A 14,220-nucleotide genomic window follows, 5' to 3' on the forward strand; every position below is an offset into this window, starting at 1 on the left:
CCCCAGCGCTGCGCGAACGTGGCTTGTGACATAGCGGCCTGCTTGCTCTCGCAACTCCCCGGGAGGACTGTCGGAAGTCTGTCGGCGACGGCCGTGATCTGTCGGCAGCATGTCGGCGGAGGTTGCGACCTTGGGCGAGTTGGTGCTTGCTCCCCATGAGCATGCTGCCCCTGAACGCAAGGAGCCTGTCGCGTGTCTTCCGCACCCCAGAGCCGACCGTGGGACGTTCACCGGCTGCCGTCTGCCGAGGGCAGGGTCTTCCTGGTCACCGGGGGCAATGCCGGGATCGGCTACTTCGTCGCGGAGCAGCTGGCCGCCACCGGCGCCGTCGTCGTGCTCGGCAGCCGGGACGCCTCGAAGGCCGACGCCGCCATTGCCTCGATCCGCTCGCGCGTCTCCGACGCGCACGTGCGGCACCTTCAACTGGACCTCGCCGACCTGTCGTCCCTGAAGGCCGCTGCGGACAGGCTGGACCTCGATCATCTCGACGCGGTGGTCCACAACGCAGGGGTCGCGCTCGACGACCCGCCGCGTCGGGAGACCGGGGACGGCCATGAGTTGATGTTCGGCACCAACCACCTCGGCCACTTCGCGCTCACCCAGTGGCTGGCCCCCCTGCTGTCCACGGCGCCGGCGGGCCGCATTGTGACAGTGGGAAGCTTCGCGGCACGGTCCGAGCGACTGGACCTGGACGATCTGCAGTCCACCCGGGACTACCGGCCCAAGCGCACCTACGGCCGATCGAAGCTGGCGCAGATGTGCTTCGGCTTCGAACTCGACCGTCGCCTGCGCGCGGTCGGCAGTACGGTGCTCAGTGTGGTGGCCCACCCCGGTGGGGCCCTGGACTCCCTCACCCCGTCCCGCCCGCCGGTACGCGTGACAACCGCCGGTGAGCGGCTGCGTGCCTTGCCCGCCGGGCTCTTGGTGCAGGGCAAGCACGCCGGAGCATGGCCCGTCGTGAGAGCCGTCCTCGACCCGGGGGTACAGGGAGGGCAGTTGTGGGGGCCGAGGGTCTTCGGCTTGCGTGGCACACCACGGCGGGAGCCCGTCCCCTCTCATATGACCGACCCGGCCGTCGCCGCTCGACTATGGGCCGCCAGTGGTGAGTTGGCCGGCACCGATCCGCACCTCGGCTTCCGGTAGGTACGGAAGACGCCCTCAGGGTCCGTCAGCCCGCTTACCGCGCCCCCCATCGCCCGCGATGCGCCCGGTATCAATGTTCTGACGATGGTTGCCGTACAGGATGCGCCAGAGGTTTCACGACTGCACGGAAGGCAGCGGCGTTTGCGCAGATCAGACGCCTTGGGAAGCGCGAGGAAGAGCACTGACAACTACCGTGCGGAGACTCTCCCAGCGTTGATGCCATGGAGTTGGAGTTGGGGGTGGAGCGGACGATGGAGCCGAGGTTCAGCACGGCGGTGTCCGCTGCGCCGGCGTCAGGTGGAGGCCGTCGGCCGGTGGCCGACGCGTCCGCGCCTGGCCGCTCTCAGCCCTGCCGGTCGCCCTTGCGACGCCGTACCCGTCGGGCGATCAGCACCGCAGCGACCGCGCCCACGGCGACGAGCAGATACAGCTCGGCGCGTTCGACGGCCGGGTAGAGGGTGTTCAGGTGCTGCCCGGCGAAGTAGCCCAGGGTGACCCAGACGCCGACCCACAGAGCGGCCCCCAGGGCGTTGAAGGCGAGGAAGCGGCGCCAGGGCATCTCGCTCATCCCGGCCACGATGCCGTTGATCTGGCGCAGGCCCTCGACGAACCGCGCCACCGTGACGACCTTGCCGCCGTGCCGCTCGAAGAACGCCTGGGCCTTGTGCAGGCGCTCCTCGGTGAGGAAGACGTAGCGGCCGTAGCGGACCACCAGCGGGTGGCCGCCGAAGCGGCCGATGGCGTAGCCGATGTTGTCCCCCAGGACGGCGGCGGAGAAGGCGATGCAGGCGACCGCCACGACGTTCAGCCGCCCTGCTCCCGCGTAGACCGCGGCCGCGACCATCACGGTCTCGCCGGGGAGGGGAACCCCGAAGTCCTCGATGAACACCAGGACCGCGACGGCCAGATAGCCCCAGTGGTCCAGGACCGGGGCGAGGTCGCTGAGGAAGCCGGGCAGGGGCGGAGGGGCTGACGCCATGAAGGGACTTCCTCGGGCCGGAGGGTCGGCGGATGCGTCGTGGAGGAGTATCCCGTACCTCGCGGGCACCGGGCGGGCGGTAACGGCGGGCTTGAGGCTGTTCCGCTTGCAAGAAGCCCCGTCCCCTGCCGGCACGGGCCGCAGCGGGCGCGGGCATGGGCGGGCCCGGCCGAGCCCCTCCCGGGCCGGTCTCACACGATGGCGGCCCAGATGATGACGGTGACGGCGAAGAACAGCACCAGGACGCCGATGACGATGACCGGCCCCTTGCCCCAGCCGCGCGAGAGGTCGTCACGCGGGCCTGTGCCGCCGGTGCTGTCCTCGCCGGGCGGGGTCTCGCCGGGCGGCACACCGCCGCCGGGCTCCAGACCGGGAGTGCGCTCGGGATCGGGATCATGGAACGAAGGCATGGTGACGCCCCGCTTTCTCGGCCCGGGCCGGTACGGACCCGGATCGGCCGGCGGACGAGGGCCCGGACTCCGACGGTCGGCGCCCCTCCGGTTCCAGGGTGCCTCTCGGCCGGGCGCCGTGCAGTTCGTGAGGAAGGCCAGTACTCCGTTTACCGACGATGACGAGGTCGTGGTCGAGGCGGACGGCGTCGCGGGGAGCAGCCGGGCCGGGGCGTTGCGGGCCCGTACCCGGCGCAGCGGGGAGGCGCTTCGGCGCAGGGCGGCCGGCACCGCCCCGGCCCCGGCTGCTCCCGGACCCGGCCGGCGCGGGGGTCGCCGGCCGGGGGTCTCTTCGCCGTGGTGTGGAGTGCCACAGGGTTACGCGTGACCGGTAGTGGGCCGGGGAAACGCGGTTTCCCGGATTTCTGCTCCACGGACGGATGGGCTACGCCTCCCGCAGCCGGTGCCGTGGTTTGACCGGCGGCCCCGCCGGGATACCCATGGCGCATGATCCCCTCTCAGGTCGACGACACGCTGCCGGAACTGGTCCCCTTCCTGCACGCCGTGCAGGCGCGCAGGCCCGACGACGGCACGTGGTGCGAGGCGTGGACGGTCCGTGACATCGTGGCCCACCAGGCGGGCACCGCCGAGGAACTGGCCCGGGTGCTCCAGGCATTCCTCGCCGGGACACCGGTGGAGACCAGGGGCTTCGAACGCGAGGCCCCCTACCGGCGGTTGTCCGACTCCGAGCTCTGGACGGCGTTGCTGAGCCGCTGCGAACAGCTCACGGAGATCGCCGCGGCCGCTGCGCAGGACCTGTCGCCGGACACGGAGGTGAGCTGGACCGGTCGGACCGTGAAGGTCCCGTTCTTCGCGGAACACCTGCGGGAGGAACTGATCCTGCACCGCTGGGACTTGACCGGTGACGACCGCACGGCCGTGCAGGCGCTCGACGAGCCGTGGATGACGGAGCACAGCGTGGTGTCCGTCGGCCGGCCGCTGCTGGCCCGCGGCAGTGCCGGTCTGGACCTCGGGCCCGACGGACGGGTCGAGGGCCGCCTGCGCACGCCGGGCACGGACGACGTCGTGGTGACCGCGGACGCCGACGGCACCAGCATCCGGCTCGCCGCCCCGGAGGGCCCGGCCACGGTCGAGAGCGATGCGGCCGTGCGCGTCCTGCTGCTGTGGGGACGGCGTCCCGCGGACCCGTCGCGCTGGCACAGCACCGCCGGACCCGAGACCCTGCGCAGGGTACGCACCCTGCTGAGCGGCTACTGAGGGAGACGCGGCCCGTTCAGCGGGTGCCCGGCTTCGGTGCGTCCTTGGCCAGACGAAGGCGACTGCCGCGGCAATGGCGGCCGACGTGACGTTCATGGCTCGCCTTCCTCAACAAATATGCATGCTAGGTTCGCATTTCAGAGGAGTGATGACACCCGATGGCACACACGCACAGCGCCCCGGTTCCGCAGCAGCTCTGCGACATCGAGGCGCTCACCGCCCGGCCCCCCGCGCCGGCCGGAGCCCTGTGGCGGCTGGCGGAGCCGGGCAGGCAGCTCGACGCCAACCTTGTCCGCCTCCCGCCCGGCAAGCACGTCGACACCCACGTCGAGCCGGACCTGGACGTCCTGCTCGTCGTCACCGCCGGTGACGGAACCCTCGGCACAGCTCTCGGCCCGCAGCCACTCGCCGAGGGGAGCCTCATCTGGCTTCCCCACGGCTCCTCCCGCAGCATCACGGCAGGAGACGACGGCATCGCGTACCTCACCGTCCACTGCCGCCGGCCCGGAATGCAGATCCGGACTCCGTCCGCGCAGTGAACGGCGGCTCCGGTGGGTGGTTCCGCCCGGGCCCCGCGCCGGTGCGCCTGTGCCGCGTCAGCCGACGCGGACGGTGCGTCCGCTGATCCGCGCCGGAACGATGCGGATCCACAGGCTCCGTACCCCACCGGCCCACGGCTCCGCCCCCGGCCGTTCCGACAGGGCCCGGACCGCGTCGGGATCGGTCACGTGATCGGCGCTCCCGCTCACGAGGACGCTCCAGCCGTTCCTCAGCCGTTCGTCGATGTGGTCGGTCTCGAAGGCCAGTTGGTCCCCGGCGGGCGCAGCCGCCGCACCGTCGGGATCCGTGCGGTAGACGATGGTGTGCGCGTCGACCAGGAAGTTGACGGGCAGCACCACGGGGCCGGAGCCGGCCGACAGGCCCAGGCGGCCGATGCCGTGCGTGCCGAGCCTGTTCCAGCACTCGCGTTCCGAGAGCTGCATGAGGACCGGACGGAGCGCTGCCGGTGACTGGCCCGGCGCGGCGTCGTGGCGGCCCTCCACCAGGTCCTCGTAGGGCATCTTCAGCGTGGCGGCCAGCCGCATGAGGGCGGCGGGGTCGAAGTCGCTGCCCAGCGCCTCCAGATGGCGCAGGTACGCGACGGACATACCGGCGCGCTCGGCCGCCTCTTCCCGCGTCATCCCGAGCTGCTCGCGTCGCAGCGCGGCACGGGCGGCCATGCTGTCGCCGCGGGACGACGCACCGGCCGGACCGCCGGGTTGCCCCTCTTCGCCGTGCACGGCCGCTCCTCCGCCGCTCGCCCGTCAGTGACGCCCTCGGGCCGCGTCGTCGCCACGGCCCGGTCGCTCACCTTCCAGACGATCAGACGGAGCGGCGTCGTGCCAGCGCTGGTCGGCCGTTCAGCGGGACGTCAGGCGTGCGGCGGCTCCGGGATCCCGGGCCCGGCCGCGGGCCGCGGGCGTGGTGAGCCGGAGCTCGACGTTCACGACGCCGTCCATGCTGGAGCGCGGTCCCGCTCCTTCTCCCGAAGTCCTCGGTACCCGATTCCGGTCCGGCGGGCCGGGTCCGTCCTGGAACGAGCCGGTCGGCCCGGGCCGGAGGACCCCCAGATTCCGGCTCTACGCCGACTTCGAGCGCAAGGAGTGTCCTTCAGGCCGCCGGTGGTGTGCGGGGGCCCGAAGAGCGCAGTACGGCAAGGCGGTGTTGGTACTCCTCCTCGTCGATCTCACTGCGGGCGAAGCGCTCGGCCAGGATCTGTTCGGGCGTGGGCGCCGGGGGAGCGGGAGGAGCGGGTGCACGAGGGTGTTCGTGGTGTCGGCCGAGCGTGCGGAAGAGCAGCACAAGGACGGTGATGATCAGCGCCCAGAAGAGGATCATGCCGATCGACATGGCGATCCAGCCCCAGCCACCGCCCGGGTGGCCGTACCAGTACATCATCGCCTGTCACCTCCAGGCCGGGTCGGTACGGGTTCTCCTGTTACCACTGTCCCTCGGGGACGGCTGCGCCGCGGGGGGCCGGCCGGTACCACGTTCCCGATCCGCACGGCTCCGCCGCCTTCGGGCAAGGGGTGCACGGCCGTCACCCTGGGCCTGGTACAGCGCTGCCTCACCGGACCGGAGGCCCGCGAGGACGCCCTCCGGATCGGCTCGGTGGACCTCCCCGGACTCTCCGGGTTCGGCTTCACGATCCGCCACCGCGGCCACTGGGGGGTCGGGGTCCGCCCGTGCGGCGACCAACTGACCGTCGGCGTGCCGGACTCGGAGGAGTCCGTACTGAGGATCGTGTCGCAAGGCCGTACGGTCACCGTCCCGCCGGGGGAGACCGGCACGTGGGCGCTGCAGTGGGACGGTCGCTGATCCGGCCTTCCGTGCGGCGCCCGGCCCTCGAGGCGCGCCGTCGGAGCGCATATCCGATTCCGGTATCGTGCCCCGATTGCGACGCGGCGAAGGCCGCGCGCGGAGGGAAGGGCACGGAGTGACCTCGTACAGGAACAAGCTCGTCAGCGGTCTGGTGCTGCTGGTCGTGCTGATAGGGCTGGGCTTCGCCGCGAAGACCTCGGCGATGACCCGCGCGGACATCTCGACGAACGAAGAGGTGGCGGCCTGGCGTGACGGAGCCCTGACCGCGCTGGCCAAGGTGGCCACGCACGCGGCTTCGTCCACGGTGGGTGTGGCCCTCGCCCTGCTGATCCCCGTGGTGCTCTGGCTGCTGCGCCGGCGTCGGGACGCGGTGCGGACGCTGCTGGCGATGGGCGGCGCGCTGGCCGTCGCCTTCGTGGTGAAGGTCGCGGTGTCCGAGCACCGGCCCCCGAACCGGCTGTGGGTGATCCCTCCGGACAACGCGCAGAGCTTTCCCAGCGGCCACACCACGGTCGCCGCGGCCTTCGTCCTGGCCGTGGTGATGCTGGTGCACGGCCGGCTGCGGGTCCTGGTGGCGCTCGCCGGTGTCGCCCTCACGGCGGCGGTGGCCTTCGCCCGCGTCTACCTGGGCGTCCACTATGTGCCCGACGTGATCGGCGGCGCGATCAGTGCCGTGGTCGCGGCCGTGCTGGCGTGCGCCATCGTGAACATGCCGCCCGTACGGAACCGCCTGGACGCGCTGGAGGGTGCGTCCAGGGGCCGGGGCCGCCACGCCGGGCGCCGCGGCTGACAGCGGGCGGGGCGAACCCCCTGCTGTGAACCGGTGTTGTCCCTGCCGGTGGCGCCCGCCGCCGGGCAGGGGCAGCACAGCGGTGGGGCCAGGTGATCCGACAGTCGGGAGTCCCCCTGGCCTCGCTCTCAGACGCCTGCTGCCACCGCGACGCCCAGCCCCAGCAGGACGAGGCCGGTGGTCACGCGGAGTCCCCGCAGGACTGCCGGGCGCGACACCAGGGAGCGTCCGCGGCCGACGGCCCAGGTGAGCAACGTGTACCAGGAGGCGCTGACGAGCGCCCACAAAGCTCCCAGGGCCACGGTCGACAGGAACACCGGGCCTTTTGCTGTCACGAACTGGGGGAGCACCGAGACGGCGAACACGCCGGCCTTCGGGTTGCCGAGGTTGGTGCTCAGGCCGGTGAGGTACCCGCCTGCGAACCCGGTGCGGCGCCCGCCCTCATCGTGCGGACGGGTGGAGACGGTGGTGAGCGCGGTCCGCAGCGTGTTCACCCCGAGGAACATCAGCACGATGCCGCCGGCGATCCGGAGTATCGCGTAGGCGTGCGGGTTGGCCAGCAGAACGGCGGACAGCCCGGCCGCGGCGGCCGTGGACCACAGCAGGAAGCCGGTTGCGTTGCCCGCGAGTGTGCCCCTGAGCGTATGCCGGCCGCCTTCCAGAACCTGCCGGATCATCAGGGCTTGACTGGCGCCGGGCAGCATGGCCAGCAGCAGGGTGGTGGCGATGAAAACGGGCACGTGCGTGGGCATGGGAAAGGGACCCTTCCGGGGATTGCGGTCGATGGATGCACCACCAGGCTTCCTCTCCCGCACCCCTAAGAGAAGTTAAAAGAGAAGGGTGCAGCGTTAGGATTGTTGAATGGTGATGGATCCGGGACAGCTGCGGCTTCTCGCGCTGATCGAGCGGCACGGCTCCATGACGGCGGCGGCCCACGCCCTCCACCTCACACCCGCGGCGGTCACCCAGCAGGTGGCCAAAGCCGAACGCGACTGGCAAGTGCCCCTGGTCGTCCGTGGTCCTCGCGGAGCAACGCTCACCGTGGCCGGCGCGTTGCTCGCCTCCCACGGTCGAACCGTGGAGGAGGCATCGGGCAAGGCCGAGGCGGAACTGGCCGCACTGCTCGGCCACCTCTCACTGCGCCTGCGGATCGGAACGTTCCAGGCGGCTGCCCTGCACCTGCTGCCACCGGCCCTGACGGCTCTGCGGCACCGCCATCCGGACGCCGACGTCTCCGTCGTGGACGTGGTGTCCGGACGCGGAGCGGACGAGATCAACGCGGGGCGTCTGGACGTGGCCTTCGTCGCGTCCTGGGGCAGGCCGCTCGCACCGTCCCCGCAGCTGCGAGCCCACCCGCTCCTGCTGGACCCGATGGTCGTGGTTCTTCCCGACGACCACCCACTGGCCACCGGACAGCCCGCGCACACCGAACTCCGCCTGGAACAGCTGCGCGACGAATCCTGGGTCTCCATCCTGGCCGGCCACGCCGCCCGCGAACAGTTCCACGACGCCGCCCGCGAGGCCGGCTTCACTCCCACCGTGCGCTTCGAGACCGAGTCCTACGACGTAGCCCAGGCCCTCGTCGGCACAGGCATCGCAGTGGCCCTGGTCTCCCGCCTGGCCCTGACCCACGCGCCCGGCACCACCCATCGCGAACTGGCACACCCCAGGCCCTACCGCCAGATCTACGCCGTGACCAAAGCCGATGCCGGCTTCACACCCCTCGCAGACAAGCTCATCGACCTCCTGCGCGACGTCGCCCGCGACACCACCGCCACCTGGGAAGCACCCCTACAAGGCAACGACGCTCACCGAATTCACCTCACGGAACCCGACGAGCCCCCGGCTCCGACGCCCCGGTAGGGGGAGGGGCCGGGCAGGTAGTCGGCGTCGCCTTGTTCTTCCTCGTCGAGGACGGCGGCGGCCGCGGAGACGGTCCAGTCGACGGCGAGTTCCGGGCGCAGCTGCTCGCGGACGGCGTGGAGCTGGTCGACGTCTGCCTGCCCACCCACCCGCACGCCGACATCGCCGTACGGGCCATGCAGGCCGGCAACGACGTGCTCGTCGAGCTTCCCCTGGCCGCCACGATGGACGACGCCCGGCGCATCGTCGAAACGCAACGGGCCACAGGGCGGCGGGCGTTCGTCGATATGATCTCCCGCTTCACCCCCGCCGGCATGCGGCCGCGGCTCCGCCGCGAGCGTCCTGCTCGACTGCCCGGGGGCGTCGGTGCGGTGCACCGCCTCGGCCCTGATATCGAAGTCGTACGGCATGCGGGGCGGGTGGCGCGCCCCGCCCGGCGACAGTCTGAGCTCCGGGGTGCGACCTCTCCTGAGCGGGTTGGGTGAAGTGCGGTGCGTGATCGCGCCCCGAAAGGGCGCGGGGAACTGCGTGACCAGCCGCGACGAGCCCGCAGTCGACGCACTGCGCCTCCCGCGGAGCGCTCAGCGAGCCGCCCGGAAGTCGGCGAGTGCCTCGTCGGCGGAGGCCGGGGTGAAGGGGGCCAGGGCGGTGACCTGGAAGCGGGAGAGGCGGAGGTAGCGCTCGTCGGTCTCGGTCAGGGTCCAGGCGTGGCGGGTGCGGGCGGTCATCGGCCGGTCCGGCTTCGCCAGGCCCTGCCAGGCGAAGTCCATGGTGAGGTCGTAAGTGCGGCCCGCGCCGGGCGTGATGACCAGGTTCCGGAGGTGGTGCGTGCTCGTCTCCACGAATTCGCGGGCGCCTGCGTACCAGGCCGAGACCTCTTCGAAGGTGTGCAGGACGCGTCCGTCGGAGAGGGTCATCTCCAGGTCGTCGGCGATGAGTTCGCGCAGCGGCTCGGCGTCGGTGGCCGGCTGCTCCAGCAGGGAGAGCCAGTAGTGGAGGAAGGCGCGCACGCGGTTCTCGCCGTAGGCCTCGGTGAAGGGTGCCTCGTGCCGGGAGAGGACCTGTTCGGCGAAGGCGGTGATGCGCGGGAGCCGCTCGGCCTCGTCCTGTGCCAGCTCGATGTCGTAGCGGACCACGGCGGCGCCGTCGAGGCCCGGGCCGTGGGTCTCGAAGTCGTGGGTGACGACGGCCCGCGCGGTGGAGTCGCCGGTCCGGGTGATCTCGATGCCGCGCAGGTGGTGGGCGTTGGCCTGGCCCGGGTAGGCGTGCGGCAGTCCGTCCAGGTAGGCCTGGCGTCCGGCCACGTCCGGCAGGCCGCTCTCGGGGGCGCGGTGCAGGACGAAGCCGGGGGTGAGCAGCTCGCCGTGGTGGGCGAGGTTCTTCCGCTCGGTCTCGTAGCAGGTGTACCAGCGGTGGACGACGGTCCGGACGCGGTGCTCGAAGGAGGCCCCGGCGAGGGCTGTGCGGAGCTGGTCGAGGGCGGTGTTCTCGGACATGGGTGGCGCCTTCTGTACGGGACGGGACCGGTTGTGTGTGCACGCACACAATAAAGGTGTGTGTATCTGCACGCAAGTGCAGGGGGGAGTGGGCAGGATGCCGCTACAGCGTTGCGGCGGCGATGTCCAGAAAGTCCCGCACAGGGGCCGTGCAGTCGTTCTCCGCCACCGCCAGGCACGTCTCGACGGGCGGGGCGTCGGTGACCGTCAGGTAGACGAGGTCGGGACGGGAGTGCGAGCCCGCGATGCTGACGGGGACGAGCGCGACGCCCTGGCCGGAGGCGATGAGCTCGAACTTCTCCTCCAGCGTGTGCGGCCGCCGCGTCCTGCCGTCGAGCATCGGTTCACCGTCGAGATCCGCCGACGTCAGGGCGCGGCGGCCGGCCAGCGGATGCGTCACGGGAAGGCACGCGACCTCGGTCTCGTGACCGACGGGGACGATGTGCAGCCCCGAGTCGTCGAAGGGCCGCCTCAGGAACCCCACGTGCACGCGGCCGTCGCGGAGCGGCGCGTCCCGTTCCCATCAGCGCAGCGGAAAGACGTCGATCTCGACCTTCGGACGGCTCGCCGTGAACGCCCGGATCGCGTCCGACACATGCAGGCCGGGCGAGAAGCCGACGACGAGCCGCTGCGCGCCCCGGTGGGCCTCGTGCACGCGCTGCAGTGCCACGTCCACCACTGCGGTGATTCGTGACGCTTCGTCATAGAGCTGTCTTCCCGCGGGGGTCAGGTCGACGCTGCGCGTGGACCGCGTGAACAGCGGGCACCCCAGCTCCTGTTCGAACACGCGGATCTGCCGGCTGAGGACCGGCTGCGCAATGAACAATGCCTGCGCCGCCCGGCCGAAGTGCCGGTGCTCGGCGACCGCGACGAGGTAGCGGAGCTTGCGCAGATCCAGGTCCATACCGCGACGGAATCAATGCGGTCCGAAGGGTATTGGACCGCCGGCCGGGCCGTTCGGAGACTTGCAGCGTGATCAGCGCAACCGCTCCGACCGCAAGAGGAACCACATGACCCGGAGCAGATCGCGGCACTGCGCGACCGACTGGCACAGCGCACTCTCGATCTGCTCTTCGTCAACGCCGCCATCACACGCGGCGACATCCCGATCGGCGACGTTCCGACGGACATGTTCACCGACGTCATGACGACCAACGCACTCAGCCCGATGCGCGTCGTGGAGCGGCTCGGCCCGCTGGTCGCGCCGACCGGCACCATCGGCGTCATGTCCTCCGACCAGGGAAGCGTCGCCCTGAACACGGAAGGCGGGCAGGACCTGTACCGGGCCGGCAAGTCCGCGCTGAACCAGCTGATGCGCTGCTACGCCGCCCGCCACGCCGGGGACACGCGGACGCTGCTGCTCATGGACCCGGGCTGGGTGCGCACCGAACTCGGCGGCCCCGAGGCCGATCTCAGCGTGGAGGAGAGCGTCCCGGGGGTGGCGGAGACGATCGAGCGCCACCAGGGGGAGCGCGGCCTCCACTTCCTCGATTACGAGGGGAAGGCGGTGCCCTGGTAGACCTGGGGCCGCTGCGGGGAGCCCTGCGGTCCCGGACACACGGTGTCCGGGACCGCGCTGTCACACGTACCGTCTCAGGGCGCCAGGCGCAGTTCGTCGATGCAGCGCAGCACGGTCGCGCGGAGGGCCTCGACGATGACGGGGATGAAGTTGCCGTCCGCGGTGTCCGTCATCCACGGGTCCATGGTCGTGGAGATCAGGTACGTGACCGGCAGTTGGTGGTCCTCGTCGACGACGCCGAGCCGGGTACAGAATGCGTCGGTGAACTTCCTGCCGTGCAGGGCGGGGTCGAAGTCGGATGCGGTGACGATGAGCGGGGGCATCTCCTGGGGGCGCGGGGCCCTGGGCTCGACCAGGTCCGGGTCGACCCTGAGCCGTTGGGCGATGCGGTGGTTGAGGTCGTTGGCCGTCTTCAAGCTGGTGTTGTTCACGGGGTTGAAGGCGTAGCCGATGATGATCTGGTCCGAGCCCAGCTCGCTGAGCAGGTCCAGGGCCCGGTGGTCGCGGAGCAGTTCCTCGTTGCTCTTCGGGACGATGTGCTCGTGGATGTAGGCGAGTTGCTCGTCGATCTTCTTCGGGTCGGGGTGCGCGGCGTGTTCGGCGGGGATGCGCTGGCAGGTGGCGACCGTGAACGGGTCGTGGGGGCCGGCCATGGTGCGGATGGCGGCGTAGAGACGTTTGCTGTTGAACAGCGCCTGGCCGAGGATGCGTCCGTAGCCGGCGGCGTCGGTGCGGATGACGCGATGGCTCAGGTAGACGCCGGCGGCCGCGGCGCCCGGCTTGGAGCCCTCGATGCCGAAGAGGCCGACGTTGGCGTCGATGTCCGACGATCCCTCGTCGATGTAGGCGGCGCCCATCGCGATCAGGTTGCGCTGCCGCTTGTCGCGGTAGCACAGGCCTCCGGCCGGATAGGGGATGTAGCCGGCCTTGTGCGGGTCGATGCTGATGGAGTCCGCCCGGTGCAGCGCGTCGTACTGCTCGTTGACGTAGCGGCTCATGGCCACCTCCGGCGTGATCCGCGGCCTCTCGTAGCCGAGCGGCGCCTGGCGGGGCGGCCGTTTGACGGCGGCGAAGTAGCCGCCCCAGGCGGAGTCGACGTGGACGGGGTAGCACAGGCCCCGCCTGGTGTACTCGTCGCGCAGGTCCAGGATGCCGGTCAGCGGGTCGACGGCGCTGAGTTCGGTGCTGCCCACGATGGCGACGTCCAGCAGCACGGGCCGGTGGTGGAGCAGGCATTCGTCGAGCAGTTCACGGCGCGCCTGCAGCGTGGCCCGTGCGTCGAGGTCGACGCCGACGGGCCGGAGGTTGTCGCGGCCGATGCCGAGCACGGCGGCCGCCTTGGGCCAGCTGTAGTGCATGGTCGCGGACGCCAGGATCACGCCCGGTTCGACGTCGCCGTTGAGGCAGCGGCGGAAGCTCTCGTACCCCAGGTGCTGGATCGTGTACGCGTCGATGAGGCCCATCTGCGCGTCGGTCAGCTGGTAGGCCTCCTGCATCCGGGTGGGCAGTTCGAGCGCGGTGTCCGGCCGCAGGTTCACCAACTGCCATGCGGTGAGCTCCAGGAGCGGGTAGTGGGTGCCGTCGGGGAGGGGCACGGTGATGTCGCGGGCCACCGCGAGTTCGCGTTCGCGGCGGATGGCCTCGGCCATGGCGACGGGGTGGTAGGTGAGGTTGCGGGCCGACCAGGCGGCCTCCAGGTTGGCGACGGTGCCGTCGCAGGTGATGTGCCCCCAGGAGGTCCGGTCCGGGTAGCCCAGCAGCCGGCACAGGTCCTCGCCGACGGTCTTCTCCAGGAGCGTGGTGACGGGTGAAGCCTCGACGGCGACGTTGTTGGGGTTGTAGAGCATGCCCGCGATGTAGCCGGCGATGCCCGGTATCGTCAGGTCCCAGTTCATGTGGCCCTGGAACCGGTAGCTCCAGGCGGGGACCGAGCCGCGCAGGTGCTTGAGCAGCGTGTCGAACTCGGAGCGCAGGTGCTTGACGTCCTGCTGGTAGGCCTCCGACTTCTTGATCTCGTCGGTGACGTAGGCGGGGTCGTCCGGGTAGAGCTCGCGCCGGTCGGCGGCGTGCGCGTCCACCGCCTGCCGGAGGAGCTCTTCCAACAGGGCCTGGTTCTCGGCCTTCGGGCCGAGGAACCATGCCGCGAGGTGCGAGGTGCCGGGGGCTTCGGCGAGATCGAAGTGGGGCCGGTGCCGTTCGAGGGCTTTGGCGTACGCGTGCCGGGCGGCGGCCGCGGGCTTCGCGGGCTGGGCAGGCTTCGTGGGCTTGTCGGCCATGACGGCTCCTTCGCAGCGATTCGCACGTGCGATCACCGGCCCAGCATGAGTGCGGGCCCGGGTGGCAGCCAGAGGGTGAATCGGCCATGAGGGATGACCGTGTTGCGAGAGGGGTGGATGTCGGAC

General features: G+C 71.2%; 14 protein-coding genes and 2 pseudogenes. 8 read left to right on the forward strand and 8 right to left on the reverse strand.

All coding sequences use genetic code 11. The annotated features are described in order from the left end of the window. Positions 1-192: 192 nt before the first annotated feature. On the forward strand, positions 193-1,143 hold the full coding sequence (locus ACLHRZ_RS18110; protein ID WP_490419488.1) for an SDR family NAD(P)-dependent oxidoreductase: 951 nt from the start codon (positions 193-195) through the stop codon (positions 1,141-1,143). Positions 1,144-1,486: 343 nt separating this feature from the next. Here the strand turns inward: ACLHRZ_RS18110 and ACLHRZ_RS18115 are convergent, their stop codons facing one another. Beyond that, positions 1,487-2,122 (reverse strand): DedA family protein, encoded by a 636-nt coding sequence (locus tag ACLHRZ_RS18115; RefSeq protein WP_490419489.1) that lies wholly within the window; start codon positions 2,120-2,122, stop codon positions 1,487-1,489. A gap of 191 nt (positions 2,123-2,313) precedes the next feature. Next, on the reverse strand, positions 2,314-2,532 hold the full coding sequence (locus ACLHRZ_RS18120; RefSeq protein WP_336410840.1) for a DUF6480 family protein: 219 nt from the start codon (positions 2,530-2,532) through the stop codon (positions 2,314-2,316). 486 nt (positions 2,533-3,018) lie between these two features. Here ACLHRZ_RS18120 and ACLHRZ_RS18125 point away from each other — a divergent pair, with 486 nt between their 5' ends. Both ACLHRZ_RS18125 and ACLHRZ_RS18130 read left to right on the forward strand, forming a co-directional pair. Next, positions 3,019-3,789, forward strand: coding sequence for a maleylpyruvate isomerase N-terminal domain-containing protein (locus ACLHRZ_RS18125; RefSeq protein WP_490419490.1), 771 nt, complete (start codon positions 3,019-3,021; stop codon positions 3,787-3,789). A gap of 158 nt (positions 3,790-3,947) precedes the next feature. Beyond that, a complete protein-coding gene (locus ACLHRZ_RS18130; RefSeq protein ID WP_490419491.1) occupies positions 3,948-4,328 on the forward strand; it encodes a cupin domain-containing protein in 381 nt (126 codons plus the stop codon). A 57-nt stretch (positions 4,329-4,385) separates the two neighbouring features. On the opposite strand, the gene ACLHRZ_RS18135 is transcribed toward ACLHRZ_RS18130, so the two are convergent. Beyond that, complete coding sequence (locus tag ACLHRZ_RS18135; protein ID WP_490419492.1) at positions 4,386-5,069, reverse strand: helix-turn-helix domain-containing protein; 684 nt, start codon at positions 5,067-5,069, stop codon at positions 4,386-4,388. Positions 5,070-5,439: 370 nt separating this feature from the next. After that, a complete protein-coding gene (locus ACLHRZ_RS18140) occupies positions 5,440-5,727 on the reverse strand; it encodes an SHOCT domain-containing protein (protein ID WP_490419493.1) in 288 nt (95 codons plus the stop codon). A 213-nt stretch (positions 5,728-5,940) separates the two neighbouring features. Between ACLHRZ_RS18140 and ACLHRZ_RS18145 the strand changes: the two genes are divergently transcribed. Both ACLHRZ_RS18145 and ACLHRZ_RS18150 read left to right on the forward strand, forming a co-directional pair. Further along, entirely contained in the window at positions 5,941-6,147 is a 207-nt protein-coding gene (locus tag ACLHRZ_RS18145) for a glycosyl hydrolase family 65 domain-containing protein (RefSeq protein WP_490419494.1), read from the forward strand. 118 nt (positions 6,148-6,265) lie between these two features. Beyond that, positions 6,266-6,940 (forward strand): phosphatase PAP2 family protein, encoded by a 675-nt coding sequence (locus ACLHRZ_RS18150; protein WP_490419495.1) that lies wholly within the window; start codon positions 6,266-6,268, stop codon positions 6,938-6,940. A 128-nt stretch (positions 6,941-7,068) separates the two neighbouring features. Here the strand turns inward: ACLHRZ_RS18150 and ACLHRZ_RS18155 are convergent, their stop codons facing one another. After that, positions 7,069-7,692 carry a LysE family translocator gene (locus tag ACLHRZ_RS18155; protein ID WP_490419496.1) on the reverse strand — a complete coding sequence of 208 codons (624 nt, stop codon included), beginning with the start codon at positions 7,690-7,692 and terminating at the stop codon, positions 7,069-7,071. A 109-nt stretch (positions 7,693-7,801) separates the two neighbouring features. Here ACLHRZ_RS18155 and ACLHRZ_RS18160 point away from each other — a divergent pair, with 109 nt between their 5' ends. Together ACLHRZ_RS18160 and ACLHRZ_RS18165 are read left to right on the forward strand one after the other, a co-directional pair. Then, complete coding sequence (locus tag ACLHRZ_RS18160; RefSeq protein WP_490419497.1) at positions 7,802-8,803, forward strand: LysR family transcriptional regulator; 1,002 nt, start codon at positions 7,802-7,804, stop codon at positions 8,801-8,803. A gap of 116 nt (positions 8,804-8,919) precedes the next feature. Then, positions 8,920-9,288 (forward strand): Gfo/Idh/MocA family oxidoreductase, encoded by a 369-nt coding sequence (locus ACLHRZ_RS18165; protein ID WP_490419516.1) that lies wholly within the window; start codon positions 8,920-8,922, stop codon positions 9,286-9,288. 96 nt (positions 9,289-9,384) lie between these two features. Here the strand turns inward: ACLHRZ_RS18165 and ACLHRZ_RS18170 are convergent, their stop codons facing one another. Beyond that, positions 9,385-10,299, reverse strand: coding sequence for a hypothetical protein (locus ACLHRZ_RS18170; protein ID WP_490419498.1), 915 nt, complete (start codon positions 10,297-10,299; stop codon positions 9,385-9,387). Positions 10,300-10,402: 103 nt separating this feature from the next. Further along, positions 10,403-11,203 (reverse strand): annotated as a pseudogene (locus tag ACLHRZ_RS18175) (LysR family transcriptional regulator). A gap of 111 nt (positions 11,204-11,314) precedes the next feature. Between ACLHRZ_RS18175 and ACLHRZ_RS18180 the strand changes: the two are divergent. Then, positions 11,315-11,818, forward strand: a pseudogene (locus ACLHRZ_RS18180) (SDR family oxidoreductase); the annotation flags it as partial. Positions 11,819-11,892: 74 nt separating this feature from the next. On the opposite strand, the gene ACLHRZ_RS18185 reads toward ACLHRZ_RS18180, so the two are convergent. Then, a complete protein-coding gene (locus tag ACLHRZ_RS18185) occupies positions 11,893-14,094 on the reverse strand; it encodes a pyridoxal phosphate-dependent decarboxylase family protein (RefSeq protein WP_490419499.1) in 2,202 nt (733 codons plus the stop codon). Between the last annotated feature and the right edge of the window lie 126 nt (positions 14,095-14,220).

The organism is Streptomyces sp. AM25 (assembly GCF_058146165.1).